The 21,697-nt window shown below is 68.3% G+C and carries 24 protein-coding genes; 12 read left to right on the top strand and 12 right to left on the bottom strand.

Annotated features, from left to right (window positions below):
- The first annotated feature begins 95 nt into the window (after positions 1–95).
- Positions 96–317, top strand: a complete 222-nt coding sequence (locus ALTAJ2_RS13355) for a DUF7123 family protein (RefSeq protein ID WP_006186431.1) — start codon at positions 96–98, stop codon at positions 315–317.
- Positions 318–431: 114 nt separating this feature from the next.
- The gene (locus ALTAJ2_RS13350) at positions 432–1,088 is read left to right on the top strand and encodes an HAD family hydrolase (RefSeq protein ID WP_007107710.1); all 657 of its coding nucleotides are present in this window, start codon (positions 432–434) and stop codon (positions 1,086–1,088) included.
- Between the two features lie 27 nt (positions 1,089–1,115).
- On the opposite strand, the gene ALTAJ2_RS13345 is transcribed toward ALTAJ2_RS13350, so the two are convergent.
- The 3 genes from ALTAJ2_RS13345 to ALTAJ2_RS13335 all read right to left on the bottom strand — a co-directional run bounded on the left by ALTAJ2_RS13345 (position 1,116) and on the right by ALTAJ2_RS13335 (position 3,769).
- A complete protein-coding gene (locus tag ALTAJ2_RS13345) occupies positions 1,116–1,733 on the bottom strand; it encodes a winged helix-turn-helix transcriptional regulator (protein ID WP_007107709.1) in 618 nt (205 codons plus the stop codon).
- Positions 1,734–1,912: 179 nt separating this feature from the next.
- Complete coding sequence (locus tag ALTAJ2_RS13340; protein ID WP_007107708.1) at positions 1,913–3,091, bottom strand: SPFH domain-containing protein; 1,179 nt, start codon at positions 3,089–3,091, stop codon at positions 1,913–1,915.
- A 72-nt stretch (positions 3,092–3,163) separates the two neighbouring features.
- Positions 3,164–3,769: an NfeD family protein gene (locus ALTAJ2_RS13335; protein ID WP_007107707.1), complete on the bottom strand. Its 606-nt coding sequence runs from the start codon at positions 3,767–3,769 to the stop codon at positions 3,164–3,166.
- 258 nt (positions 3,770–4,027) lie between these two features.
- Between ALTAJ2_RS13335 and ALTAJ2_RS13330 the strand changes: the two genes are divergently transcribed.
- The 5 genes from ALTAJ2_RS13330 to ALTAJ2_RS13310 are packed head-to-tail and all read left to right on the top strand — an operon-like array spanning position 4,028 to position 10,125.
- Positions 4,028–5,113, top strand: a complete 1,086-nt coding sequence (locus tag ALTAJ2_RS13330) for a M48 family metalloprotease (RefSeq protein WP_007107706.1) — start codon at positions 4,028–4,030, stop codon at positions 5,111–5,113.
- Positions 5,110–6,750, top strand: coding sequence for a DUF4129 domain-containing protein (locus ALTAJ2_RS13325; protein WP_007107705.1), 1,641 nt, complete (start codon positions 5,110–5,112; stop codon positions 6,748–6,750). Before ALTAJ2_RS13330 ends, ALTAJ2_RS13325 begins: the two co-directional genes overlap by 4 nt.
- The gene (locus ALTAJ2_RS13320; RefSeq protein WP_007107704.1) at positions 6,747–7,421 is read left to right on the top strand and encodes a DUF7269 family protein; all 675 of its coding nucleotides are present in this window, start codon (positions 6,747–6,749) and stop codon (positions 7,419–7,421) included. The genes ALTAJ2_RS13325 and ALTAJ2_RS13320 overlap by 4 nt, the downstream gene beginning before the upstream one ends.
- A complete protein-coding gene (locus tag ALTAJ2_RS13315) occupies positions 7,418–8,746 on the top strand; it encodes a DUF58 domain-containing protein (protein WP_007107703.1) in 1,329 nt (442 codons plus the stop codon). The genes ALTAJ2_RS13320 and ALTAJ2_RS13315 overlap by 4 nt, the downstream gene beginning before the upstream one ends.
- Complete coding sequence (locus ALTAJ2_RS13310) at positions 8,743–10,125, top strand: hypothetical protein (protein WP_007107702.1); 1,383 nt, start codon at positions 8,743–8,745, stop codon at positions 10,123–10,125. The genes ALTAJ2_RS13315 and ALTAJ2_RS13310 overlap by 4 nt, the downstream gene beginning before the upstream one ends.
- Here the strand turns inward: ALTAJ2_RS13310 and ALTAJ2_RS13305 are convergent.
- A complete protein-coding gene (locus ALTAJ2_RS13305; RefSeq protein WP_007107701.1) occupies positions 10,114–11,079 on the bottom strand; it encodes an AAA family ATPase in 966 nt (321 codons plus the stop codon). The two genes, ALTAJ2_RS13310 and ALTAJ2_RS13305, sit on opposite strands and share 12 nt — an antisense overlap.
- Before the next feature lie 147 nt (positions 11,080–11,226).
- On the bottom strand, positions 11,227–11,586 hold the full coding sequence (locus ALTAJ2_RS13300; RefSeq protein ID WP_007107700.1) for a DUF7471 family protein: 360 nt from the start codon (positions 11,584–11,586) through the stop codon (positions 11,227–11,229).
- Between the two features lie 172 nt (positions 11,587–11,758).
- Here ALTAJ2_RS13300 and ALTAJ2_RS13295 point away from each other — a divergent pair, with 172 nt between their 5' ends.
- Both ALTAJ2_RS13295 and ALTAJ2_RS13290 read left to right on the top strand, forming a co-directional pair.
- Positions 11,759–12,100 (top strand): YbjQ family protein, encoded by a 342-nt coding sequence (locus ALTAJ2_RS13295; RefSeq protein ID WP_007107699.1) that lies wholly within the window; start codon positions 11,759–11,761, stop codon positions 12,098–12,100.
- Between the two features lie 255 nt (positions 12,101–12,355).
- Positions 12,356–12,883 carry a winged helix-turn-helix transcriptional regulator gene (locus ALTAJ2_RS13290; RefSeq protein WP_007107698.1) on the top strand — a complete coding sequence of 176 codons (528 nt, stop codon included), beginning with the start codon at positions 12,356–12,358 and terminating at the stop codon, positions 12,881–12,883.
- Between the two features lie 20 nt (positions 12,884–12,903).
- Here ALTAJ2_RS13290 and ALTAJ2_RS13285 read toward each other — a convergent pair whose 3' ends face one another.
- Positions 12,904–13,923 (bottom strand): AI-2E family transporter, encoded by a 1,020-nt coding sequence (locus ALTAJ2_RS13285; RefSeq protein ID WP_007107697.1) that lies wholly within the window; start codon positions 13,921–13,923, stop codon positions 12,904–12,906.
- A gap of 117 nt (positions 13,924–14,040) precedes the next feature.
- On the opposite strand from ALTAJ2_RS13285, the gene ALTAJ2_RS13280 reads away from it, so the two are divergent.
- Positions 14,041–14,778: a DUF547 domain-containing protein gene (locus ALTAJ2_RS13280; protein ID WP_007107696.1), complete on the top strand. Its 738-nt coding sequence runs from the start codon at positions 14,041–14,043 to the stop codon at positions 14,776–14,778.
- A gap of 16 nt (positions 14,779–14,794) precedes the next feature.
- On the opposite strand, the gene ALTAJ2_RS13275 is transcribed toward ALTAJ2_RS13280, so the two are convergent.
- Positions 14,795–15,508, bottom strand: a complete 714-nt coding sequence (locus ALTAJ2_RS13275) for an amphi-Trp domain-containing protein (RefSeq protein WP_007107695.1) — start codon at positions 15,506–15,508, stop codon at positions 14,795–14,797.
- A 117-nt stretch (positions 15,509–15,625) separates the two neighbouring features.
- Between ALTAJ2_RS13275 and ALTAJ2_RS13270 the strand changes: the two genes are divergently transcribed.
- The gene (locus tag ALTAJ2_RS13270; protein WP_007107694.1) at positions 15,626–16,429 is read left to right on the top strand and encodes an HNH endonuclease; all 804 of its coding nucleotides are present in this window, start codon (positions 15,626–15,628) and stop codon (positions 16,427–16,429) included.
- A gap of 149 nt (positions 16,430–16,578) precedes the next feature.
- Here ALTAJ2_RS13270 and ALTAJ2_RS13265 read toward each other — a convergent pair whose 3' ends face one another.
- From ALTAJ2_RS13265 to ALTAJ2_RS13245, 5 genes are all read right to left on the bottom strand, one after another.
- Entirely contained in the window at positions 16,579–17,307 is a 729-nt protein-coding gene (locus ALTAJ2_RS13265) for a nucleoside phosphorylase (RefSeq protein ID WP_007107693.1), read from the bottom strand.
- Positions 17,308–17,429: 122 nt separating this feature from the next.
- Positions 17,430–17,732 (bottom strand): HalOD1 output domain-containing protein, encoded by a 303-nt coding sequence (locus tag ALTAJ2_RS13260; RefSeq protein ID WP_007107692.1) that lies wholly within the window; start codon positions 17,730–17,732, stop codon positions 17,430–17,432.
- A 140-nt stretch (positions 17,733–17,872) separates the two neighbouring features.
- On the bottom strand, positions 17,873–18,757 hold the full coding sequence (locus tag ALTAJ2_RS13255) for a carbohydrate kinase family protein (RefSeq protein WP_007107691.1): 885 nt from the start codon (positions 18,755–18,757) through the stop codon (positions 17,873–17,875).
- Positions 18,758–18,834: 77 nt separating this feature from the next.
- Positions 18,835–19,656 carry a DUF63 family protein gene (locus ALTAJ2_RS13250; protein ID WP_007107690.1) on the bottom strand — a complete coding sequence of 274 codons (822 nt, stop codon included), beginning with the start codon at positions 19,654–19,656 and terminating at the stop codon, positions 18,835–18,837.
- A 117-nt stretch (positions 19,657–19,773) separates the two neighbouring features.
- Positions 19,774–20,772, bottom strand: a complete 999-nt coding sequence (locus tag ALTAJ2_RS13245; protein WP_007107689.1) for a ribose 1,5-bisphosphate isomerase — start codon at positions 20,770–20,772, stop codon at positions 19,774–19,776.
- A 235-nt stretch (positions 20,773–21,007) separates the two neighbouring features.
- On the opposite strand from ALTAJ2_RS13245, the gene deoC reads away from it, so the two are divergent.
- Positions 21,008–21,643 (top strand): deoxyribose-phosphate aldolase, encoded by a 636-nt coding sequence (deoC, locus tag ALTAJ2_RS13240; protein WP_007107688.1) that lies wholly within the window; start codon positions 21,008–21,010, stop codon positions 21,641–21,643.
- The last annotated feature ends 54 nt before the right edge of the window (positions 21,644–21,697 follow it).

Raw genomic sequence — 21,697 nt, 5'->3', positions numbered from 1 at the left:
ACTCCCGGCGGAAAGCGCACGACAGCGACGGGTTAACCGCGCGTACCAAACCCCCTAAGGGTATTCCTGTCGTCCGATCGTGTATGAGCACTGCAATGGCCCCCGACCTCACGAGCAAACAACGGCGGATTCTGGAGTACCTCCGGAACAATGCAGCGACGAAGACGTACTTCAAATCCCGCCTCATCGGCAACGAGCTCGGTATGACGGCGAAAGAGGTCGGCTCGAACATCACCGCCCTTCAGGAGGGCGACTACGATATCGAGATCGAAAAATGGGGCTACTCCTCGAGCACGACCTGGAAAGTCGATACGTAACCCCGCGGCGGCGACGCAGTGGGCGCTGTTCGTATTTTACCGATCGTCAGGAGTAGCCAGCGACGGCCGTCGCGACGCCGAACGCTCTTTTCTCACGAGCCCCAGTCTTGGGGTATGACGACGGTACTGTTCGATATGGATGGCGTCATCCTCGAGGGGCCGCGGACCGCCCCCCAGGTGTACGCTGCCGCCGCCGACGCAGCGCTCGCCGATCTGGGGATCGACCCGACGCCGGACCAGCGTCGCGACTTTCGTAATCACGATTACGACCGGATGGAGACGCACTGCCGCGAACTCGGGATCGATCCCGACCGGTTCTGGGAACTGAAGGAAACGTACGCCTCGAGGGGAACCCACGACCGGCTCCGGTCGGGGGAGCGCGGCACCTACGACGATATCGATGCGATTCGCGACCTCGGCGAACGGACGACGATCGGCCTCGTCACCAACAACCGCCACGAGACAGCCGCGTTCGTCGCCGACTACGTCGGGTTCGACTTCGATGTCGTCCGCGGTCGAGACCCCACGTTCGAGGGTTACGAGCGGCGCAAACCCGACCCGTATTACATCGACGACGCGCTCGACACCCTCGGCGTCACCGACGGCATCTACGTCGGCGATTCCCGGACGGACGTAACGGCCGGCCGAGCGGCGGGTCTCGAGACCGCGTTCCTCCGACGGCCGCACAACCGCGACCGGGAGCGGCCACGGAACGCGACACACGAACTCGCATCGCTGGCCGACGTGTCGTCACTCGTTGGACCGGAGTAAGATGCTCTTACAGCGGGAGACACCGGCTTATCCCTCGTACGTGAGGAACTGATCCGCGTTCCGGGCGAGCGCTCGAGCCCGGTCGCCGAACGAATCCGCGTGGCGGACGACCAACACCAGCACCGTTTCCGGCCGTTCGACCGCGTAGCCGTCGTCCCGAGAGAGCAGGCCGGCCTCCTCGAGTTCGCCGGCGTACTTGCTCACCGTCGGTGCCGAGACGTCGAGGGCCGCGGCGAGGTCGCCGGCGGTGGTCTCGGAGTTCAAGAGGAGTTCGATCAGCATGCCGCGGGGCGTCTCCCGGCGGAGATATCCCAGGGCCCGTTTCTCGAAGTCGTCGAACCGGCCGGCGGTAACGAACCGCTTGTAGTCGCCGTCGCGATAGCGCTCGATCGCACCGACGTCCTCGAGTCGCCGCAAGTGGTGTTGGGTCTCGCCGGTCCCGAGTCGGAGATCGTCGCGGATCTTGGAGAAGTGCGCGCCGGGCGTCGTCGAGAGATACCCGGCGATCGCATCGCGCGCGTCGCTTTCGCCCGTGTCAGCGGCCGCTGCGTCCGCGCGGCCGACCAGCGGAGAAGCAGCACCGAGCGCGGCGAATCGGCGCAGGGTCGCTCGTTTGTCGTCGTCGACCCCATCGGGCGATGTCATAACTACCTACCACCCACAACGGGGCGACCCGTAAAACAGGTTTCGCTCCCCGTTGTGCATCGACTAGAATCGGTTAGTCAGATACTAACGGATGGGACAGCCGAATCGTTGTTCGGGTTTCGCTTCCCTCGAACAAAAATGAAGTTGGGAACGCGTCGGTACTGTCGACAACCGACCGATCAGTCGCCCGTGGACGATCCGTCCTCGTCGGCCGCCATCTCGGTACCGCCGTCGGCCTGACTCTGGAAGTCCTGATCCATCTCCTCGATGACTTCGTCGGGATCGGATATCTCGGCCGGGTCCTTCCCTTCCTTGATCGCCTGCGCTTCCTGTTCCATCGCTTCGACGTCCATGTCCGCTTCCTGGTCGATCTCGCCGATGATCTCGGCGATATCGTCCAGCCCGATCAGTTCGCGCGTCTCGTCGTCGAACTCGCGGCTCTCGAGTTCGTGGCCATCCGCCTCGACGTCGCTACCCGAGAGGTGCTTGCCGTAGCGGCCGACCAGCGAGGTGAGTTCCTGAGGCATGACGAAGGTCGTCGACTCGCCCTGGCCGATGTCGGCCAGCGTCTCCATCCCCTTGTCGATGACCGCGCGTTCGCCCATCGATTCGGCCGAGCGGGCGCGCAGGACAGTCGAGATCGCGTCACCCTGTGCCTCGAGAATCTGGCTCTGCTTTTCACCCTGGGCACGGATGATCTCGCTCTGTTTGTCACCTTCCGCTTTCTCGACGGCGCTGCGGCGTTCACCCTGCGCCTCGAGGATCATCGCGCGGCGTTTCCGCTCGGCGGAGGTCTGTTGCTCCATCGCGCGCTGGACGTCCTTCGAGGGGTTGACCTCGCGGACTTCGACGCTTTCGACGCGGATACCCCACTCGTCGGTGGGTTCGTCGAGTTCCTCGCGGATGCGGGCGTTGATTTCCTGGCGCTTGTTCAGCGTGTCGTCCAGTTCCATGTCACCCAGCACGGCACGGAGCGTCGTCTGGGCGAGGTTCGAGACGGCTTTCTTGTAGTCGTCGACCTGCAGGAACGCCTTCTTGGCGTCCATCACCTTGATGTAGACGACGGCATCGGCGGTCACGGGCGAGTTGTCTCGCGTGATCGCTTCCTGTCGGGGCACGTCCAGCGTCTGGGTACGCATGTCGAACGCGTACGTGTTCGAGACGAACGGCGGGACGAAATTGATCCCCGGCTCGAGCAGTTTGCGGTACTCGCCGAAGACAGTCAGGGCGCGTTTCTCGTAGGCATCGACGATCTCGATCGCGCTGAGCAACGCGACGATGACGACGACGAGGACGAGAGCACCGACGAGCAACAGCGCACCGCCGGCAGTTTGCATTGGGAACAGTTGGACCACCATATTTCGGCCTTACGGCGGTGGGGAGAAAAGCGTTCCCTTGTTTCGACAACATTTGGGGGCCGCTCGCGTTTCTCACCCCGAGTTCTCGGTTTCCGTTTCGGTCTCGGGTTCCGGGTCGGGGACGGATTCGCCGCCGCCGTCCGCGGCCTCCCGATCGGCTCCCTTCGTTGCCTCGTCGCGTGCGAGCGCACGATCGATTTCGTCCTCGCCGATCGCGTTGACGGATTCGACCGTCAGGACGTTCCCGCCGCCGGGATCGATGACGATGACCTCTTCTCCCTCCTCGATCGTCCCGTCGGTCGTCCGCGCGCTGTAGTAGGGGGCGAACCCGCCCTCGTCGAGTTTCACTTCGCCGGTGCGGGTCGTGACCGTCTCGGTGACGTAGCCCGTCACGCCGGACAGCGAATCCGAATCCGTCGTTCGGGCGGTGCCTTTCCCGCCGTAGAAGTCGAACTCGTTGTAGACGTACGCCGCCGCGAGCCCGATCAGGAGGGTAAGACCCGCCAAGATGATGGGGCTGAGCGGACTTGGAAAGAGGACGCCGATCAACCCCGCACCGACCAAGGCGATCCCGATAACGATGAGGTGAGCTCCCGGCGAAATGGCCTCGAGCACCATCAACACGAGACCAACGACCAAGAGCAGGAGCGGCACGTTCCCCACGAGGGATTCGACCATACTTAGCGCTATAGCCTCGCGCGAATTAAATGTTTGTCAGCGCCACGGTACCGTTCGGATCGACAGCCTATGGGAGGATCGCGTCTCGGCCCCGCGACCGTTCCGACAGCGATGAGTCGGTGGTCGATCGACCGGCGATCCTCGGCAGTCGCGTTCGCGGCGGCCGAGCGATCGATCGGGGGCGGAAGACGATACCCGACCGAAACGTTCGGGGAAAATTTTTGAGCCCGCGGGACGGAATTCGACCGAACGCCCTCCATGACCCTTCGCCTGCGTATCGGTGCCGTCCTCGGCGTGTTCGTCGCGGTTACAGGCGTGTTCGTCCTCGCGCTGCTGTGGGCGTACGGCGTCCTGGTGCCGAGGCTCGTCGGCGGGACGATCGTCTTCCTCCAGCACGGGGCCGTCGAACTCGATCTCGTTCGGTTGCCGGTCTCGTGGCTCACGGCGCTGGTACTGATCGTCGGCTTCCTCGCCGCACAGACGTATTACGGCTACCAGCGCGTTCTCGCGGGGACCCACGGCAGTGCCGGCGACGAGGACCACGCCGTCGCCCGAACGGTCCGACGGCTGGCGATGCGAACCGATATTCCGGAGCCGGCCGTCCGCGTCGTCGCCGACGAAACGGCGAGTTGTTACACCGTCGGCCGACTCACCGACGCGACGATCGTCGTCACGACGGGGCTGATCGACCGTCTCGACGCCGACGAACTCGAGGCCGTGTTGGCCCACGAAATCGCCCACGTCGCCAACCGCGACGTGACGCTGATGACGATTACGACGCTGTTTCTGGAGACCGCCGATCGAGCGTACCACGCGGCGCGACTCGCCCGCCGTGCGCTGGCAGAACCGCGCGAACTGTCGGACGGTGGCCGGATCGCGCTGTACTGGTTCCTCCCACTGGTGGCACTGACGTACGTCTTCGTCGCACCGCTGCTGTGGGTGTTCCCCGCCGTCGCCGACTGGGCGACGCGTACGCTCTCGCGGAGCCGGGAGTTCGCAGCGGACGCCGCGGCCGCCCGGATCACCGGTAACCCGATGGCCCTTGCGAGCGCGCTGGTGACCCTCTCCGAGACGACCGGAACGCCCGAGACGGATCTCCGAACCGCCAAAACTCGCGCGCTGTGTATCGTCCCGACGGACCCCGTGACGGGCGCGGATACGTCGTCGCTGCCCCGAATCGGTCGGCCGACGACCGATGCCCGTCGCCGCGAGCGCGTGACCTCGTGGCTCGAGGCCGCCACGCCACCGGGGCCGGTCGACGACGGCTCCGCGACGCACCCGCCCGTCGACGACCGCGTCCGGCGACTCTCCGAGATGGCGGCCGAACGGAGGGGGCGAGCGTGACCCGGGCGCGCCGACTCCTGTTCGTCGTCGGCTGCCTGTGTTGCCTGCTTGCGGTTGCGACCGCGCTCCCCGCAGCCGATCCGCGGCTCGAGAATCCCGCCGCTGGCGGTGACGGAGACCCGGTCGCCGGCGACTGGGAGGCGTTGGAAGACCGGCCGGATTTCAACACGACGCCGCAGGTGGACGGGAACGAGTCGGAGAACGAGCCACAGCCGACGGACGGGGACCAGATCGAGATCGACGGGGCGGTCGAGCCGGGGAACGACGTGACGGTCAATGTCGGCTTTAGCGGGTTCGCGTCGGGGAAGACGCTCACGGTGAACGGTGAGCCCGTCGCGGAGGTCGACAGGATCGGCCGCGCGACGGTCACCGTGCCGTACGCCGAGGAGATGACCGTCGCGGTTCCCGAGGACAACCGCTCGCGGACCGTCGACGTGGCGACCGACGTAACGATCACCACACACAGCGGGGCGGCACCGGACCGCGACCTCGAGTTGGAAGCGACGGTCGGAGAGACACCGGTGGCCAACGCCACGGTGACCCTCGACGGGGACGCCGTCGGGATGACGGACGAGGACGGCGAAGCCGAAGTGAGGCTGCCGGAGACCGCCGGCCCGGTCGATCTGTACGTCGCACGCGGTCCGGTAACGGGCAATCGGACCGTCGACGTCGCCGAACCGCGGGTCGAGTTCGTCTCGCCGTTCCTGTTCCCGGGCTCGCCCGCTCCCGTCCAGGTGTCCGCCGACGGAACGGGCGTTTCGAACGCGACGGTCTCCCTCGAGAGCGGCGGGACGGCGACGACCGGCAGCGGTGGGCGGACCCACGTCTGGCTGCCGATCGACGACGAGGCGACCGTCACGGTCGCGGTCGGCGAGGAGCACGCGACGGCGACCGTCGGAAACCTCTATCTCCGGCTGACGGCGGTCGTCGTGTTCGTCCCCGGGTTCGTCATCGGCGGCGTCGTGACCTATTTCCGACTGGTTGCAAACGCCGAGCGGGGACGCAGGGGCGGGGCGACCGATCTGTTCGTCGCGCTCGCGGACTTGTTCGGGGCGCTGGCCGACGCGCTCGGCGCGTTCGTGAACGGCATCGGCCAGTTCGGGTGGCCGTCGGTATCGCTGCCGGCGATATCGCTGCCGCGCCTCGAGTTCGGCGGGAGCGGTCGCGAGCTCCCGTCGCTCGGGCCGGCCCTCTCGTCGATCGGCCGCGCGTTCGTGACCCTTCCGTCGCTCGGGTCGCTCAGTCGGTCGTCGAGTGGCAGCGACGGATCGATACTCGCGGCCGTGTTCGGAACCCGCGACGACGATTCCGACGCGTCGAACGAGCCCGCGGACGACGGCCCCGACCTCGCGGCCGCCCCGCTCGCGCCACGCGGGCCGCGCGCCGAGATCCGCGCGGCGTGGCACGCGTTCCTCGACCGACTCGAGGTGGACGACCGCGAGACGGCGACCCCCGGCGAAGTGGCCCGCGACGCGCTCGCCGCCGGGTTCCCGGCCGAGAACGTGCGTCAGCTGGTCGCGATCGTTCGCGACGTCGAGTACGGCGGTCGCGAGGCGTCTCCGGACCGGGTGGCGGCGGCGCGCGCGATGGCCCGCGAACTGCTCGATCACGAGCCCGACGAGGAGGGGTCGGAATGAGTCGGCGCTCGTCGCCGGGGCCGTGGCAGCGACTGCTGACCCGACTCGAGGCGATCCATCCGGAGGCGATCGCGGTGGGCATCGTCGGTGCCGGGGCCGCCCTGGCGATCGGTGTGGTGGTCTTCGGCGGCTTTCTGCCGTCCGTCCGGACGCTCACCGTGTTACTGTATCCGTTCGCGGCGCTGTTTCCGGCGATCGGGGCCGTCCTCGCCGTCGGCGCGTGCAGGTGGATGTGGACCGCCGACCGGTCGGACGGCTCGCAGCTAGTCGAGGGGCCGCCGCCGGAAGCGGCGACCACCGTAACCGAGCACCCGGTCGGTCGCGAGACGGCGCGGACTCTCCTCGCCGCCGGGGAGGGTCGATACCGCTGTCGTCGAAACGAGTCGGCCGCGACGGTTCGCCGACGGCTCGCCGACGGAGCGGTTCGCGTCGTCACGACGAAACGCGGCCTCGCGGCCGGCGCGGCCCGGGAAGCAGTTCGCACGGGGACGTGGACCGACGATCCGATCGCCGCCGCGTTCCTTGCGGAGGACCTGTCCCAGCCGCCCCGCGAACGGTTGCGAGCCGCGGTCGACCCCGGGGCGGCGTATCACCGCCGCGTCCGTCGCACGCTCGCGGCGATCGAGCGGATCGACGACGGGACGGTGCGGAACGAGGAGGTGGATCGATGACGGATCGAACCGTCGACCGGTTCGCGGACGGCGACTGGGCCGTCGCCGCGACGGTCGCGCTCGCCGGGCTGGGAATTACCGTCGGGAGTCAACTCCTCGTTGCCGCCGCCACGCTCCCGCTGTGGTACGTCGCCGCGGCCGTCCTGGGAAGCGACCGATCGACGATGGTCCGGGTCCGTCGCCGCGTGACGGTTCACGACGCCTCGAGCGAGGGCGTCGACGCCGACGAGGGCGAGGGGCCGATACCCGCCAGCCCGGGAGCTACCGCGACCGTGCGAACGACCGTCCGAAACGCCGGCTCGGAGACGGTCGTCGATCTGCGCGTCGTCGACGGCGTTCCGGACGCGTTGCCGGTCGTCTCCGGCTCGCCGCGCGCTTGCGAGACGCTCGAGCCCCTCGAAACGGCGACACTCGAGTACGAGGTCGAACTCCGGCGGGGCGAGCACGCGTTCGACGACGCGACGGTGCGAACGCGCGATCTCACCGGCACGGTCGCCGAAACCTGGACGGCGGGCGTCGAGGGCGACGATGCGCTCCACTGTTCGCCGACGGTCGAGACGGTGCCGCCGGGCGACGGGACGAACGAGTACGCGGGCGAGGTGCCCACCGACGAGGGCGGCAGCGGCCTCGAGTTCCACGCCGTTCGAGAGTACGAGCCGGGCGATCCGGTACGCGCGATCGATTGGCGGCGGTACGCCGGCACGCGGGAGTTGGCGACCGTCGAGTACCGCGCCGAGCGGTCGACGCGAATCGTCTGCGTCGTGGATGCGCGGCCGAACCAGTTCCGCGCGGCGACGACCGAGCGGGTGCCGGCGGTCGAGCGCTCGGCCGACGCCGCCGGGCGAGCGTTCGAGGCGCTGGTGGCCGCAGGCCATCCGACAGGCATCGTCGGCATCTACGAGCAGCGGCTGACGAGCGTCCCGCCGGGAACCGGTCCCGCGACGAGGCAGGAGGCGACGGCCCTGCTGGACGCGATGCGGGTGCCCGGCTACGTCGCGGCCGCCCGCTCACAGACGGGCGACCCGTCCGCCGCCCTCCTCAGGTCGCTTCCCGGTGACGCCCAGGTGTACCTGTTTTCCTCGTTCGTCGACGACGACCCGCTCGAGCTCGTCGAGGCGCTTCGGGCGCGGGGGTACGACGTTCGCGTCGTCTCCCCGGACGTCACTGCCGACGCTGCCGACACCGCGACGCGGCTGACGGCTCTCGAGCGCGGGACGCGACTCGCTCGAGCGCGTGCGACCGGCGCTCGCGTCCTCGACTGGGACCGCGAGCGATCGCTCGGCGTGGTACTTCGCACCGTCGTCGGGGAGGTGACGACCGGATGAGCCCGCCCGACCACCGGCTGCCGACGACCATTGCACGGGGACTCGTGCTCGCCGCTCTCGTGGGTGCGCTCGCGCTCGCCGTCTCCCAACCGATCGTCGCCGCCGGCGTCCCGATCGGGCTCGGTCTCGCAGTCGCGGTCGGGGCCGTCGACGGCTCCGACCGTCGCGTCGCGGTCGGGGCCGCGCTGCTACCGATCGTCGTCCTCGCCGGCATCGCGACCGTCGGGCTCGCGGGGACGCCGGTCGCCGGGCTCTCGGCGGTCGTCGGGGCGACCCTCGCCACCGCCGTCTGCGGCGTCGTCATCGGCCAGCCGACGCCGGTCGCGCTCATGCGAACGGGCGGGGCCGCGCTCTGTGCGTCGGTCCTCGCCGGCGGGAGTGCGCTGGTCGCGATCGGCATCGAGACGGCGGGCGGGACGCAGGCGGCGCTCGTCGCGGCGCTGTGGCTCACCGGCGACGGCATCTCCGGACTGCTCGTCGCGCTCGTCGTCGCCGCCGCCGCAATCGTGGCTGTCCTCTTCGTCGTTCCGCCGGCGGCGGTTACCGTCCCCTCGAGATACGATTCGTACGTCACGAGCAGAAACGCGCTCGCGACGCTCGTCACGGTCGCAACTGTGATCGCGATCGGCGGGCTCTCGATACTCACGATCGGGTCGGTACTCGTCCCGGCTCTCGAGCCAGTCGTCGAAGCGGTCACCGGCAGCGCCGCGGTCCGCGGGCTGCTCGCGGCCGTGACGGGGGCGGCGCTCCTCGGCGTCGCGATGGCGGTCGTCGCTCGAAGCGTCTGGAGACAGACGGGAGGCCGACGGAACGCCGCGGTCGCGATCGTCGCAGGCTCGCTATCGGGCGTAGGACTGCCGTTCGGGGCGGCGATCGGCGTCGTCGGCATCGGGACGACGACCGTGGCGACGCTCTTCGGCGCGGCGGCGGCCGTACTCGGCGTCGGCTGGCTTGTGGCCTGGCTCTACGAGGGCGTAGTGGGACGGAGCGAGGCCACGAATCCCGAAACCGCCGTCGCGGCCGCGCTCGCCGCGGGCGGCGTCGTCAGCGGGGCGAGCGTCGACACCGCGACGCTCGGCCTCGAGACGGGGCGGGCGGGAGTGGCGACGTTCGTCCCGATCGCGGCCGCGCTGTTCGCGTACGATGTCGGTCGGTACGGACGGACGCTGGCTCGCGAGATCGGGTCCGAGGCATCCCGCCGGCCACAGCTCGTGCGACTCGGCTGGAGCGGCGGCGTCGCGGCCGTCGGCGTTCCCGTCGGCGCGCTCGGGATGGCGGGGGCGACGGTGCTCGCACCGACGCTGTCGGTCCCGGCGACCGCCGGCGTGATCGTCGCCGTAGCCGCGGTCGTGGGCGGCACGTGGGTCCTAGTCCGTTGACTGCGGGTCCATCGCCGGGACGTCACACTGCTCGAGGACGGCGTCGATAACCGTGCGTCGCGAGACGCCGTCGACGGTCGCGTCCGGAGTCAACACGAGCCGATGGGCGAGCGCGGGCCCGGCGATTCGTTTGATGTCCTCCGGGACGACGTACTCGCGGCCCTCGAGGACGGCGCGGGCGCGACTGACCTCGAACAGCCGCTGGACGCCGCGGGGCGAGACGCCGACGTCGACACGGCCGTCGGTCCGCGTGGACCGACAGATCGCGGCGATGTAGTCGCGAACCGGACCCTCGACGTCGATCCCCTCGGAAACGGCCTGGAGTTCGAGCACTCGCTCCCGGTCGACGACCGGTTCGACCGTCGGAGTCGGCCGGTCGCGGTCGGCCCGGCGGTCGATCAATTCGCGCGTTCCCTCGGCGTCGGGATAACCGAGCGATGTCTTTATCATGAAACGGTCGCGCTGGGCCTCCGGCAGTTCGAAGGTCCCCTCCTGCTCGACCGGGTTCTGCGTCGCGATGACGACGAACGGGTCGGGAAGCTCGTGAGTCTCGCCGTCGACGGTCACCTGCCCCTCCGCCATCGCCTCCAGCAGCGCGGACTGTGTCTTCGGCGGCGCGCGATTGATCTCGTCGGCCAGCACGACGTTCGCGAACACCGGACCCGGGGTGAAGTGGAACTCGCCCGTCTCTTCCTCGAAGACGTACGAACCGGTGATGTCGGCAGGCATCAGATCGGGCGTGAACTGGATGCGGGAGAACTCGAGGCCGAGCGCGGTTGCGAACGACCGTGCGGTGAGCGTCTTGCCCGTTCCGGGCACGTCCTCGAGCAACACGTGCCCGCGGGCGAGCACGCCGGCGGTGACCTCCTCGAGAACGGTGCGATCGGCGACGACTGCGGAGCGGATCTCGTCGACGACGGCTGCCACCGTCGTCGCGGCGTCGGGGACTGACATACCGGTAGCGGCCCCTCCGAGAACTTATATCTCACGACGGGCGACACGATCGACTCGGATCGGACGGCTCGAGCGCGTGAACGAGCGGTCACCGCACGTCGCTGTCTCCCCGCCCGGACGACGGCCGTGCGATCGGTATGAATCGGCTCAGTCGTTCCGAGAATCGCCCGGTTCGGGAGCGGGCGTGTCGGTTGCCGGCCCGCTCCGGTAGACCGCATAGAGGACCAGCACCGCGATCAGGAAGTCGAAACCGTGCTCGACGAGGTGGTGGACCGTCATCGGGACGAGCCCGAGAACGGTCCCCAGCCCGGTTACCGAACGGACCACGAGCACGCCCAGGACCACCGTGATCAACAGATAGCGGAGCGTCCGACGCCGAGAGTAGGCGACGACGCCGGCGACGAACAACACCGTCGTTCCCAGCGCCGCGAGCGTGATCACGCAGACGAGGACCGGCGCGAGTTGGGGGTCCAACCACTCGCTGGCGACCGACAGTGCAAGCACCATGAATCGATACCCATACTGGGGCGGACACCCACCTATTCGCTTCGGTGTTCTCCGACCGGCAGCGACCGCGCTCGAGTCAGCCCGAACGCGGATACATATATCTGACTTCGATGTGCCGACGTTGTAACTCCTCCTCCCGGTTTATCCCTCACTCGGGCGTACGCTCCCCCGTATGAGTGATGCAGACGTGACGATCACGACGACGGACAGTCTCGAGGGACGGGAGATCACGGCGTATCGCGGCGTGATTTCGGGCGAAGCGGTCATCGGTGCGAACGTCGTCAGCGACATCGCCGCCGGCATCCGGGACGTCGTCGGCGGCCGGAGCGGGTCCTACGAGAAGAAGATCGAGACGGGACGGACGGAAGCGATCGCCGACCTCGAGGCCGAGGCACGGGAGGTCGGTGCCGACGCCGTCGTCGGCGCGACGTTCGATTACGAGGAGATGGGCGAAGGCATGCTGTGGGTCAACCTCTCCGGGACCGCCGTCGAGACGCGTCGCTCGAGCGAGTAGCGCGGCGGAGTGTTGCGGTCCGATTCGTGACAGCACCTGGGACCGCCAAAAGCGTCGGTCACACGGCGGTGTTTCGATGCGGCCGGTGGGATGGAGACGGCGGGCTCCCGCTCGGGCGACCGAGACCGCGAAGACAGCGGCCGTCGGGGATCGCCTGCGAGCCTCGCCGCCGCCGTTCCCGGGGGCTGGGAACGCGCGAAACCCGTTATATGCACCACGGCACTAGCGACGGGTACGTTCCACTAAGGGAGAGCCATGACTGATACTCGAGAACGGATTCGGACACACGTCGGCGCGAACGCCGGCGTCCATTTCAACGAACTCGTCAGGGAGTCCGACTTCGCGCCGGGACAGGTCCAGTACCACGTCCGACTGCTGCGCGAAGAGGGGCGACTCGTCCGCGAGGAGTTCTACGGCCGGACCCACTACTACCCGCCGACGTACGACGAGTGGGAGCGAGCCGCACTGGCACTGTTTCGGCGGGAAACCGCCCGCGAGATCGTCGTCTACCTGATCGAGCACGAACCGGCCGGCCCCGGAGCGATCACCGACGCCCTCGATATCGCTCGGAGCACGCTCGAGTATCACGTCGACCGGCTGGTCGATCACGGCCTCGTCGAGAAGCGCTACGACGAGCGGAACCGCGTCGTCCTCGAACTCGCGGAACCCGAAGCGACGGGGCGACTACTGACGACGGTGACGCCGACGGTTCCCGATCGGCTCGTCGATCGGTTCACGCGGCTCGTCGACGAATTACTCGCGGGGACACGGGAGCCACAGTAGGGCCGCGACTCGCCGGCCAGTCACTGCATTCCGGGTTCGTTCTCGAGGCGGTCGTAGTGGTCGTTCATGACCGACAGCGTCGCGATCAGCGCGCCGAGGACGACGGGGCCGTAGAACAGCCCCATAACGCCGAACGCGTAGACGCCGCCGAGCACCCCGAGAATGATGACGGCGGGGTTGAGCTCGGCGTAGCGATCGACGACGATCGGCCGGAGGTAGTCGTCGGAGAGGCCGACGACGATCACGCTGTATCCGAACAACCCGGCGGCGAGCAGGAGGTCGCCAGTCAGTCCGAGGTAGATCACGGCCGGCCCCCACACCATGAACGATCCGATCAACGGGATCAGCGAGAGGATGATCATGACGAACGTCCAGAACGCGGCGTTGGGAACGCCGGTCGCGAGGAGTCCGAGTCCGGCGATCGTCCCCTGGATGATCGCAATCAGGACGTGTCCGGCGAGGACGGCCCACATGACCTCGTCCAGCCGCCGATAGAAGTCGTCCTGAACGTCGCCCGGAAGCGGCGTCAGCTCCCGCATCCAGGCCAGGAGCTCGCTGCCGTCTTTGAGTAAGTAATACAGCAGGAAGACGGCGAGTCCCAACCCGACCAGGACGTGCGTGATCGCACTGAACCACTCGGTCGAACGGCCGAGCACCACCGACCCGACGTTCTGTGCGGCGTCGGCGAGCACCGACGGCAGGTCGACGGTCCGGCCGGTCTGTTCCTCGATCGCCCGCTCGAGTTCGGCCATCTCCAGCGAGTCGGTGTTGACCTGCTCGAGGAGCCGCCGGGCGTCGCTGGCGACCGCCGCGACGACGACGAGCAGCGGGACGACGAAGCCGGCGATCGCGAGCGCGACGAGTCCGCCGGCGGCGATCGAGGGCGACACGCGCTGCTCGAGGCGCTCCTGAATGGGATAGAGGACGTACGCGATGAGGATGGCACCCAGGATGTACTGGGTAAACGGCAGGACGAGCAACAACGAGAGGTACGCAAAGACAGCGATGAGCGCGAGGAGGAACCCCTTGCTGAGATTCACGCTGCTTATTTTCGAACACGTCGGCATAAAACCACGGCTTGGACCTGTTCCCACACCGGACTGTCGTGTGAATTCGTCACACGGCTTCAAGAGCCTGCTCGGTGAATTTCGACCCGAATGTCGACCCAGCTCGATCCCCTCTCGCTCTCGGCCGATCTCCTGTATACGGTCAAGACCGAGGGCGACGCCGACCCGCTGCGGGAGCATCTGGCGTCGGTCGAGCGATCGCAACTCGAGCGGGCACTCGCCAGTCGCGAGGAGAAACTCTCCTTCTGGCTCAACTGCTACAACGCCTACGCTCAGTTGCTGTTAGAGGAGGAAGAGCCCGACCTGGGCGAGGGCGGGCTCCTCGACAGCTGGAAGTTCTTCGCGCGCGACCAGATCCCCGTGGGCGGGGTCTGGCTGAGCCTCAACGACATCGAGCACGGGCTGCTCCGCAGTTCGAAGCAGCCGTGGGGCTTTGGCTACCTCCCTCGGCTGTTCCCCTCCTCGTTCGAACGGCAGTTCCGACTCGCCGACTGCGACCCGCGCGTGCACTTCGCGCTGGGTCATAGCTCGGAGCACTGCCCGCCGATCGCGGTCTATTCGCCGCGAGACGTCGACGAGGAACTCGACATCGCGATCGAGTGGTTCCTCGAGGAAAACGTCACCTACGACGACGCGGCGAACACCGCGACGGTCCCGCGACTGTTCCGGCAGTACCGCGGTGATTTCGGCGGCAAGCGCGGTATCGTCGGATTCCTCCGGGAGTACAACGCCGTCCCCGACGATACCACGCCCATACTCGAGTACGAACGGGTCGACCACTCCGCGGAGCTCGACGTGGATCTCGAGGCCGACGACGTTCGGCCGTAGTTCGCCGACGGCGCGTCTACTCGAGTCGCCGAATACTCGCCGTCGGTGCGCTGCGCATGACGCCCCGGGCCGCCCGTTCGGCGTTCGATCGCGAACTGTACCCTTCGCCGCTGTCGGCGACGATGTTCCCGTTCCAGTGGACGAGCCGCCAGCGCCACTGGCCCGCCTTGTCCTCGTAGACCTCGAAGCGGCTGGTCCGGCCCGAGTCGTCCGGTCGGTCGGTCTCCCCGTCGGTCGTCACCGCCGTCTCGGCCGTCTCGACGCCGTCCGTCCCAGCGTCGTGGTCCGCATCCACGTCGAGGGGCATCACCGCCGCCGCGGGATCGACGGCCGTCGGGTCCGCCTCCGTACCGCGCTCGTCGGCTCCGTCGGTCCCGTCGGCTGCGGCGGACTCGGCAGTGTCGGCGGTCGAATCGCGGTCGAAGAGGCGAACGCTCGAGCCTTCGGGGTCGTCCCACTCGAGTTCGAGTTCGAGTTCGCCGACCGGCGGGTCGGCGTCGGAAGCGTACTCGGCCTCGAATTCGGCGACGACCCGCTCCGGGACGGCGATCCTAGCGGTCCGGTCCGCGCCGGTCAGGCGGACGGGGCGGCCGGACTCGAAGGCGGTCGCGAACTCGCGGAAGACGGCGGCGAGGTCGGCGCGGTCGTACGCGCGCTCGAAGTCGAACTCGTCCCCGTCGGCCGCGGCCGATTCTTCCGGTCGGTCCGTGTCGTCCGGCGTGTCGTTCATAGGCCGAGGTACGACCGGCGGTGTGTTAATATTTCGCACTCGCCGAGCGGGATAGCAACGGGCGTCGGCCGCGCGACTGTCGGAGCGTTTTTGTCGCCGCGCTGTCTTCGCTCGCCCGTGACTTCACGCGACTGGCGTGCCGACCGAGAGTCCGTTTTCGACCGCGACGCGTTCACGTGTCGCCACTGCGGGACCGACGGCGGCGACGATCCGGCGACGCTCCGAGCCTACCCCGTCGGCGACATCCCGCTCGAGGGGCAGGTCCACGAGAGTGCGCTCGTTACCGTCTGTGACGAGTGTTTCGAGACGCTCGAGGAGCCGGCAGCGACGGAGCCGATCGCGACCGACGAGTTGTTTCACCTCGTCCGGGAGACCACCCGACTCCAGGGAACGACGATCTCGGCGGTCGCCGACTTCGCGTCGCTGGCGACGGCGCTCCCGTCGACCCTCGAGTCCGCCCTCGAAACGGGGACCGACGCCGCCGTCGACGACTCGGTCTCGGAGTATCGCCGAACCAGGCGCGACATTCTGCTCGCCATCGCCGTCGTCGACGCCCGACTCGAGCGACTCGCGGCGCTCGACGACGAGGGATACGAGCCGGCGACCCGGCGCGCGCTCGCGGCGTTTTCGGACACCGCGGCGGACCTCCAGTCGACACTCCGCGAGGTCGTCGCACTGAGCGAAACGGTCCCCATCGGCCTCGAGCGCTGTCAGGGCTGTTTCGAGTCGCTCGAGGGCGAGTCGTGTGCGACCTGTGGGCTCACGGCCCGCGAGACGGCGGCGTGGCGCAAGGACGACGGCACCCTCGCGTTCGAGGGACTGTTCACGACGATCAACGACCGGCTCCAGGGAGCCTCCGAGACGACCGAAACGCTGACCGAGCGGACGACGACGCTGGCCGAACGGCTCACGGCGGCGTAACGACAGCGCGACGCACGGTGTCGGTGGGGTGTTCCTCACCGGCCGAGCGGCCGACCGAGCGATCGCTTCGCGAACGGCTGTTCGGTCGCTCGAGAGCGGAGCAGTAACGGCCGTCGCTCGACTCGCGACGACCGGCTCGCGTCGATCCGTTACAGGTGGGTCGCGGCCTCGAGCGAGAGATCGATCGCGCGGCCGACGTTGTTCTTGGCCTTCTCGGGGAGTTCGTCGTCCTCTGTGGCGGTTCCCTTCTGGGTCCCTTCGACGAGGTTCCCGTCGACGGTACAGATCGCACCGGCGCGCAGGCCCTTGCGGCGGGCCAGCGAGAAGACGGCGGCGGCCTCCATCTCGACGGCGAGCATGCCGGCGGCCTCCCAGTCGTCGACGGCCGCGTCGGTCTCGGCGTAGTAGGCGTCGTCGGAGGCGATCGGGCCGACGTGGACGTCCTCGTCGTTCGCCTCGGCGGCGTCCGCTAACGCCGACAGCACGTCGTAGTCCGGAACCGCGGGGTACTCGGGGGCCTCGTACCGTTTCGAGGTCCCCTCGTTTTTCGCCGCGCCGGTCGCGACGATCATGTCACCGATCTCGATACCCGACTGGAGCGCGCCGGTCGTGCCGACGCGGATGAACGTCTCGACGCCGACGTTTGCCAGCTCTTCGATAGCGATCGCGGCGGAGGGGCAGCCGATCCCCGTCGAACAAATCGTCAGCTCCCGACCCTCGTAGGTGGCGTTGACGACCTTGTACTCGCGGTTCTGTGCGATCGTCTCCGATTCGTCGCAGTGGTCGGCGATGCGATCGACCCGCCCGGGATCGCCCGGAATGAGCGCGATGTCTGTCAAGTCGCCGTCGTCGACCAACAAGTGTGGCTGCGTCGCCATACCGTCGGGTTCCGTGGGCGGTGGCAAAAAAGGTTCGAGGGAGGGCCACGCAGCGATCGGTGCGACCGGCGATCCTCGACGCCACCCCTTTCTCCCGCTCGACGGCGGCTACGCCCGCGATCTCACTCGGCCGGACGAACATCGACGCGCTCCGGACGGATCGTAACGACCGCGTCGTCGATCTCGAACTCGACCAGCCCTGTCGTCCGGGTATCGCCGCGGTTCGTCTCGGCGAAGAGGCTGTCGAGTGCGTCCGGATCGATGTACTCGTAGAGCTGCGTGCTGGTCCCGGTGGCGTCGTCACCGTAATACCGGGCCAGTGCCATCGCAGCGGCGATACTCGGCGGTTCGTCCGCTCGTCGCTCGTACCGGACCGGCCGTCTGAGGCCGCATCCGTTCGAGTCGTTTACCCTTCCTTCCGTCATGTCTCTCAGTCACGGGATCGTGACTGTTCACTCAGGTGGCCAACGTCCCCACGCATATAACTACCGTCAGACGACACCCGGTGAGAATCGCGTGACTGCGGTACTGGCCCCCGTTCACACGGCTCATAAGAATCCATCGGTTACGACCGCTCCGTGAGAACGTCCTCGACGGCCGCGGCCGTCGGCGCGCTCCGTGCACCGTCGCGACCCGCAGTCAGCGCCCCACAGGCGTTCCCGTACGCGACCGCACGGTCGATATCCGCTCCCTCGAGCCACGTCGCGAGAAAGCCGGCGGCGAAGGCGTCGCCCGCTCCGGCGGTATCGACGGGATCGACATCGAATCCCGCGTGAACGACGGTCCGGTCCGGGGTGTACGCTTCGGCCCCGTCGGCTCCGCAAGTGACGACGATGATGCTCCCGTCGGCCGCGTCGGTCCGATCGTCCCCGAACAGCACCGTGGCTTCCCGCTCGGTCACGAAGACGACGTCCGCGAGCGCGAGCGCCTCGCCGTACTCCCGGTCCGCGAGCCGGCGGCCGGGATCGAAACTGACGGTCCGCCCCGCGTCGCTCGCGATCCGGGCGATCGCAGCGGCGGTGTCCGGCCGTTGCCCCGTGAGGTGAACGTGATCGGCCGACCGAACCCGCTCCGGGTCGACATCGTCGGGCGTGACCGCCTCGTTGACCCCGTCGTTGCCGAGTATCGCGACCTCCCCCGTCTCGTCGACGAGGAGGTACTTGACCGCCGTTTCGGCCCCCTCGACCACGCGCACGCCGGACAGCGAGACGCCCGCGTTCTCGAGTTCACGGCGGGCGAGTAGGCCGTGATCGTCGTCGCCGACGCTGCCGATCAGCCCGGTCTCGACCTCGAGACCGGCGAGTGCGGCGGCGACGTTGGCGGCGCTGCCGCCGCCGGACTGGCGTTGCGATCGGATCGACGCCTCGCCGTCGGGTTCGGGGAACCTGTCGACGCGGAGGGTCACGTCCCAGTTGACGTGTCCGGCGGCGAGTACCGTAACCGAATCCATTCGATGACAGTGGGACGACGACCGCGCGCGGCAAAAACCTAGGTGACGACGGACGGACGCCCGACGGGAGGGGGCGCTCAGCCGACCGCGAACAACAGCGTGTTGTGAACGGCGGGTCCGAGCCCGACCGCGGCGACCAACGCGAGGACGGTCCGGGCCTGCTGGGGTCGGTCCTCGACGTACTCGCGGAAGAGACCGAGGATGACCACCGCGAGGACGACCTTGACGAGGACGAACAGCCACCCGGCACCGATGTACTCGGCGGTCGGCAGCGCCTCGCCGGCCTCGAGGATCAACAGGGAAAGCGGGACGTCCTCGCCGGCCGCGAGGACGTCGTATCCGATCGCGGTCGTGACGCCGTCCAACGCGTGGCCGAAGACGACGAGGACGCCCGTCGCGCCCGTGGTCGCCGCGATGTCGGTGACCCAGAGACTCACCACGAGCCAGACGACCGCGGTGACGATGCCGGCGGCGACGACGCCGATAACCGGCCAAAAGGGCGCGATGGTCCCGGTCTCGAGGCCGAGCAGGAGCGCGCCGGTCGCGAAGACGGTGAAAAACGCCGTGCCGGCGATGCCGACGAACCGGGGGATCGTCCGCTGGAGGCCGCCGACGTGGAGGAAGACGGCGACGATCCAGACGGCCCCCGCGACGGTCGCCGTCACCGCATAGACCATCGGCGCGGTAAACAACGGCTCGATGCTCGGCGGGAACGCGGCCAGTTTGTAGAGGACGTGGAGCGTCGCACCGAACATCATCCACGGCGCGAAGGCGATGACCGTCCGGTCGGTCACCGGCGGCTCGAGCGCCCACAGCAGTGCGATGATGCTGCCGAGGATGACGATAACCGGTACCAGCAGGTACCACGGCGGGACGACGAACCCCTCGGGTAATACCATAGGGCCAATAGCTCACACCAGAAACTAACACTTTCCGATTATCGAAGGTTCAGCCCGGTGAAAAATTCTAGTCCGATCGGCGGCGAATACAGCGCAGCTCGTCGATTTGCGGCCGATTCAGGCCGTCCACGGTTCGTCGGTCGTCTCGCCGAAGAGCTCTCGCATGAGTGTCACGATGCTTTCCGGCGGGAACTGGCCGCGCTCGGTGACGATCGCGTCGACGTACCGCGCCGGCGTCACGTCGAAGGCGGGGTTGTCGACGGTCAGGCCGTCGTCCTCGGCGGCGGATTCGTCGTCGTCCCCACCGCCGACGATCGTCGCTCGCTCCTCGTCGGAGAGCACTTCGCGCTCGTCGCGCAGTTCGATCTCGACGGTGTGGCCCGTCATCGTGTCCGGGTGGAGTTTGATCGTCTGGGCCGCGACCATGACGGGGACGCCCCGCTCGCGGGCGTTGACCGCGAGCCCACTCGTTCCGACCTTGTTGATCACGCTGCCGTCGGCCGCGATGCTGTCGGCCCCGACTAACACGTGATCCGCCCTGTCGAGGTACCGGCGGGCCGCGTTGTCCACGATCACGGTCACCGGAACGCCCCACTCCCGGAGCTGTCGGGCCGTGATGTGGCCCTGTTTGCGCGGCCTGGTTTCCTTGACGATCGCTTCGATCGCTTTCCCCGACTCGAGGGCGACGTCGATACAAGCCAGCGCGTCCGTCGAGTGGCAGTGGGTCATCACGACGTCGCCATCCCGGAGCCGGTTCGCGCCGATCTCGCCGAGCGTCTCCTGGGCGCGCTCGAGGTCCCGACGGAAGGCCTCGGCGCGGGCGATCGTCGACGCCCGGAGGTCGGCGACGGTCTCGCCGTCCATCCCGCGGAGCACGTACCGGAGGGCGTTCGGGAGACTGACCGCGGTGGGCCGGGTCTCGTAGAGCGTTCTGGCGGCGGCTCGTAGCTGGCGTCGGAACGCCGCCGGGCTCTCGGCCCCGGAGCGTTCGGCTTGGGTCGCCAGCGCCGCGGCGGCCGCGTCGGCGATCGTCGCCGCGCCCCGAATCTCCATGGTGGCGATATCGTCGGCAGTGGCTTCGACGGCCGGGACGACCCCGGGTTCGGCATCGGCCATGCCGGGGAGTTACACGCCGGCGCTGAAAAGGATGCTGTCGGTCGGTCCCGTGTGGACCCGTCAGCGGACGAGTCGGCGTCGCTCGCGGCACCGGTCGGACGCGATACCGCTGGCTCGAGTCCGTCCCTCGACGAGCGGAGATCGCAGCAACACCGCGGGTCGAGTGTCGGTCACGAACGGTACCAGTCGAAGACGATCGGGCGGCTTTTTGCCCGTCCGGCGAGTCCGCCCGGATATGGATCGCAGCGAACTCGCGCCCCTGATCGACCACACCGTCCTCGGTCCCGAGACGACCCCCGCCGACGTCCGGCGTGTCCTCGACGAAGCCACGGAGTACGGCATGAACGCCTGTATTCCGCCGTACGCGGTCGAACTGGCGGCCGAGTACGCTCCCGACGTGACTCTCGCGACGGTGATCGGGTTCCCGCATGGACAGCACGCGCCCGACGCGAAGCGAACGGAGGGAGTCGCCGCCTGGCAGGACGGCGCGGACGAACTCGACATCGTGATCAACGTCGGACGGCTGAAAGCGGGCGCTGACGACGCGGTCAGGGACGAACTCGGGGAGTTGGTCGCCGCCGTGCCGATTCCGGTCAAGGTGATTATCGAAACCGCGCTCCTGACCGACGCGGAGAAACGGCGCGCCTGCGAGGCCGCGGCGGCGGCCGACGCCGCGATGGTCAAGACCGCGACCGGGTTCGCGGACGGAGGGGCCACGGTCGACGACGTCGAACTCATGAGTGACTTCCTCCCCGTCAAGGCCAGCGGTGGAATCGGCAGCTACGAGGACGCCGTGGCCATGCTCGAGGCGGGTGCCGAACGGATCGGGGCCTCGAGCGGGGTCGACATTCTCGAGGGCGCACCGGAGTAGCCGGGCGCGGGGAACCGCATGGGAACCCGGTCTCTCGGTTCGAGCAGTGGTTAT

This window comes from Natrinema altunense (genome assembly GCF_000731985.1).
Lineage (GTDB): Archaea > Halobacteriota > Halobacteria > Halobacteriales > Natrialbaceae > Natrinema > Natrinema altunense.
The sequence above is the reverse complement of the archived record's forward strand: the minus strand, read 5'-3'. Positions and strand labels throughout refer to the sequence as shown.

Excerpts from the sequence above, each read along its gene's own strand:
- ALTAJ2_RS13340 (WP_007107708.1), bottom strand. The coding sequence starts at position 3,091 with ATGGTGGTCCAACTGTTCCCAATGCAAACTGCCGGCGGTGCGCTGTTG.
- ALTAJ2_RS13305 (WP_007107701.1), bottom strand. The coding sequence starts at position 11,079 with ATGTCAGTCCCCGACGCCGCGACGACGGTGGCAGCCGTCGTCGACGAG.
- ALTAJ2_RS13330 (WP_007107706.1), top strand. The coding sequence starts at position 4,028 with ATGACCCTTCGCCTGCGTATCGGTGCCGTCCTCGGCGTGTTCGTCGCG.
- ALTAJ2_RS13300 (WP_007107700.1), bottom strand. The coding sequence starts at position 11,586 with ATGGTGCTTGCACTGTCGGTCGCCAGCGAGTGGTTGGACCCCCAACTC.
- ALTAJ2_RS13250 (WP_007107690.1), bottom strand. The coding sequence starts at position 19,656 with ATGGTATTACCCGAGGGGTTCGTCGTCCCGCCGTGGTACCTGCTGGTA.
- ALTAJ2_RS13355 (WP_006186431.1), top strand. The coding sequence starts at position 96 with ATGGCCCCCGACCTCACGAGCAAACAACGGCGGATTCTGGAGTACCTC.
- ALTAJ2_RS13280 (WP_007107696.1), top strand. The coding sequence starts at position 14,041 with ATGTCGACCCAGCTCGATCCCCTCTCGCTCTCGGCCGATCTCCTGTAT.
- ALTAJ2_RS13275 (WP_007107695.1), bottom strand. The coding sequence starts at position 15,508 with ATGAACGACACGCCGGACGACACGGACCGACCGGAAGAATCGGCCGCG.
- ALTAJ2_RS13345 (WP_007107709.1), bottom strand. The coding sequence starts at position 1,733 with ATGACATCGCCCGATGGGGTCGACGACGACAAACGAGCGACCCTGCGC.
- ALTAJ2_RS13245 (WP_007107689.1), bottom strand. The coding sequence starts at position 20,772 with ATGGCCGATGCCGAACCCGGGGTCGTCCCGGCCGTCGAAGCCACTGCC.
- ALTAJ2_RS13335 (WP_007107707.1), bottom strand. The coding sequence starts at position 3,769 with ATGGTCGAATCCCTCGTGGGGAACGTGCCGCTCCTGCTCTTGGTCGTT.
- ALTAJ2_RS13320 (WP_007107704.1), top strand. The coding sequence starts at position 6,747 with ATGAGTCGGCGCTCGTCGCCGGGGCCGTGGCAGCGACTGCTGACCCGA.
- ALTAJ2_RS13260 (WP_007107692.1), bottom strand. The coding sequence starts at position 17,732 with ATGACGGAAGGAAGGGTAAACGACTCGAACGGATGCGGCCTCAGACGG.
- ALTAJ2_RS13265 (WP_007107693.1), bottom strand. The coding sequence starts at position 17,307 with ATGGCGACGCAGCCACACTTGTTGGTCGACGACGGCGACTTGACAGAC.
- ALTAJ2_RS13310 (WP_007107702.1), top strand. The coding sequence starts at position 8,743 with ATGAGCCCGCCCGACCACCGGCTGCCGACGACCATTGCACGGGGACTC.
- ALTAJ2_RS13255 (WP_007107691.1), bottom strand. The coding sequence starts at position 18,757 with ATGGATTCGGTTACGGTACTCGCCGCCGGACACGTCAACTGGGACGTG.
- ALTAJ2_RS13350 (WP_007107710.1), top strand. The coding sequence starts at position 432 with ATGACGACGGTACTGTTCGATATGGATGGCGTCATCCTCGAGGGGCCG.
- deoC (WP_007107688.1), top strand. The coding sequence starts at position 21,008 with ATGGATCGCAGCGAACTCGCGCCCCTGATCGACCACACCGTCCTCGGT.
- ALTAJ2_RS13315 (WP_007107703.1), top strand. The coding sequence starts at position 7,418 with ATGACGGATCGAACCGTCGACCGGTTCGCGGACGGCGACTGGGCCGTC.
- ALTAJ2_RS13295 (WP_007107699.1), top strand. The coding sequence starts at position 11,759 with ATGAGTGATGCAGACGTGACGATCACGACGACGGACAGTCTCGAGGGA.
- ALTAJ2_RS13290 (WP_007107698.1), top strand. The coding sequence starts at position 12,356 with ATGACTGATACTCGAGAACGGATTCGGACACACGTCGGCGCGAACGCC.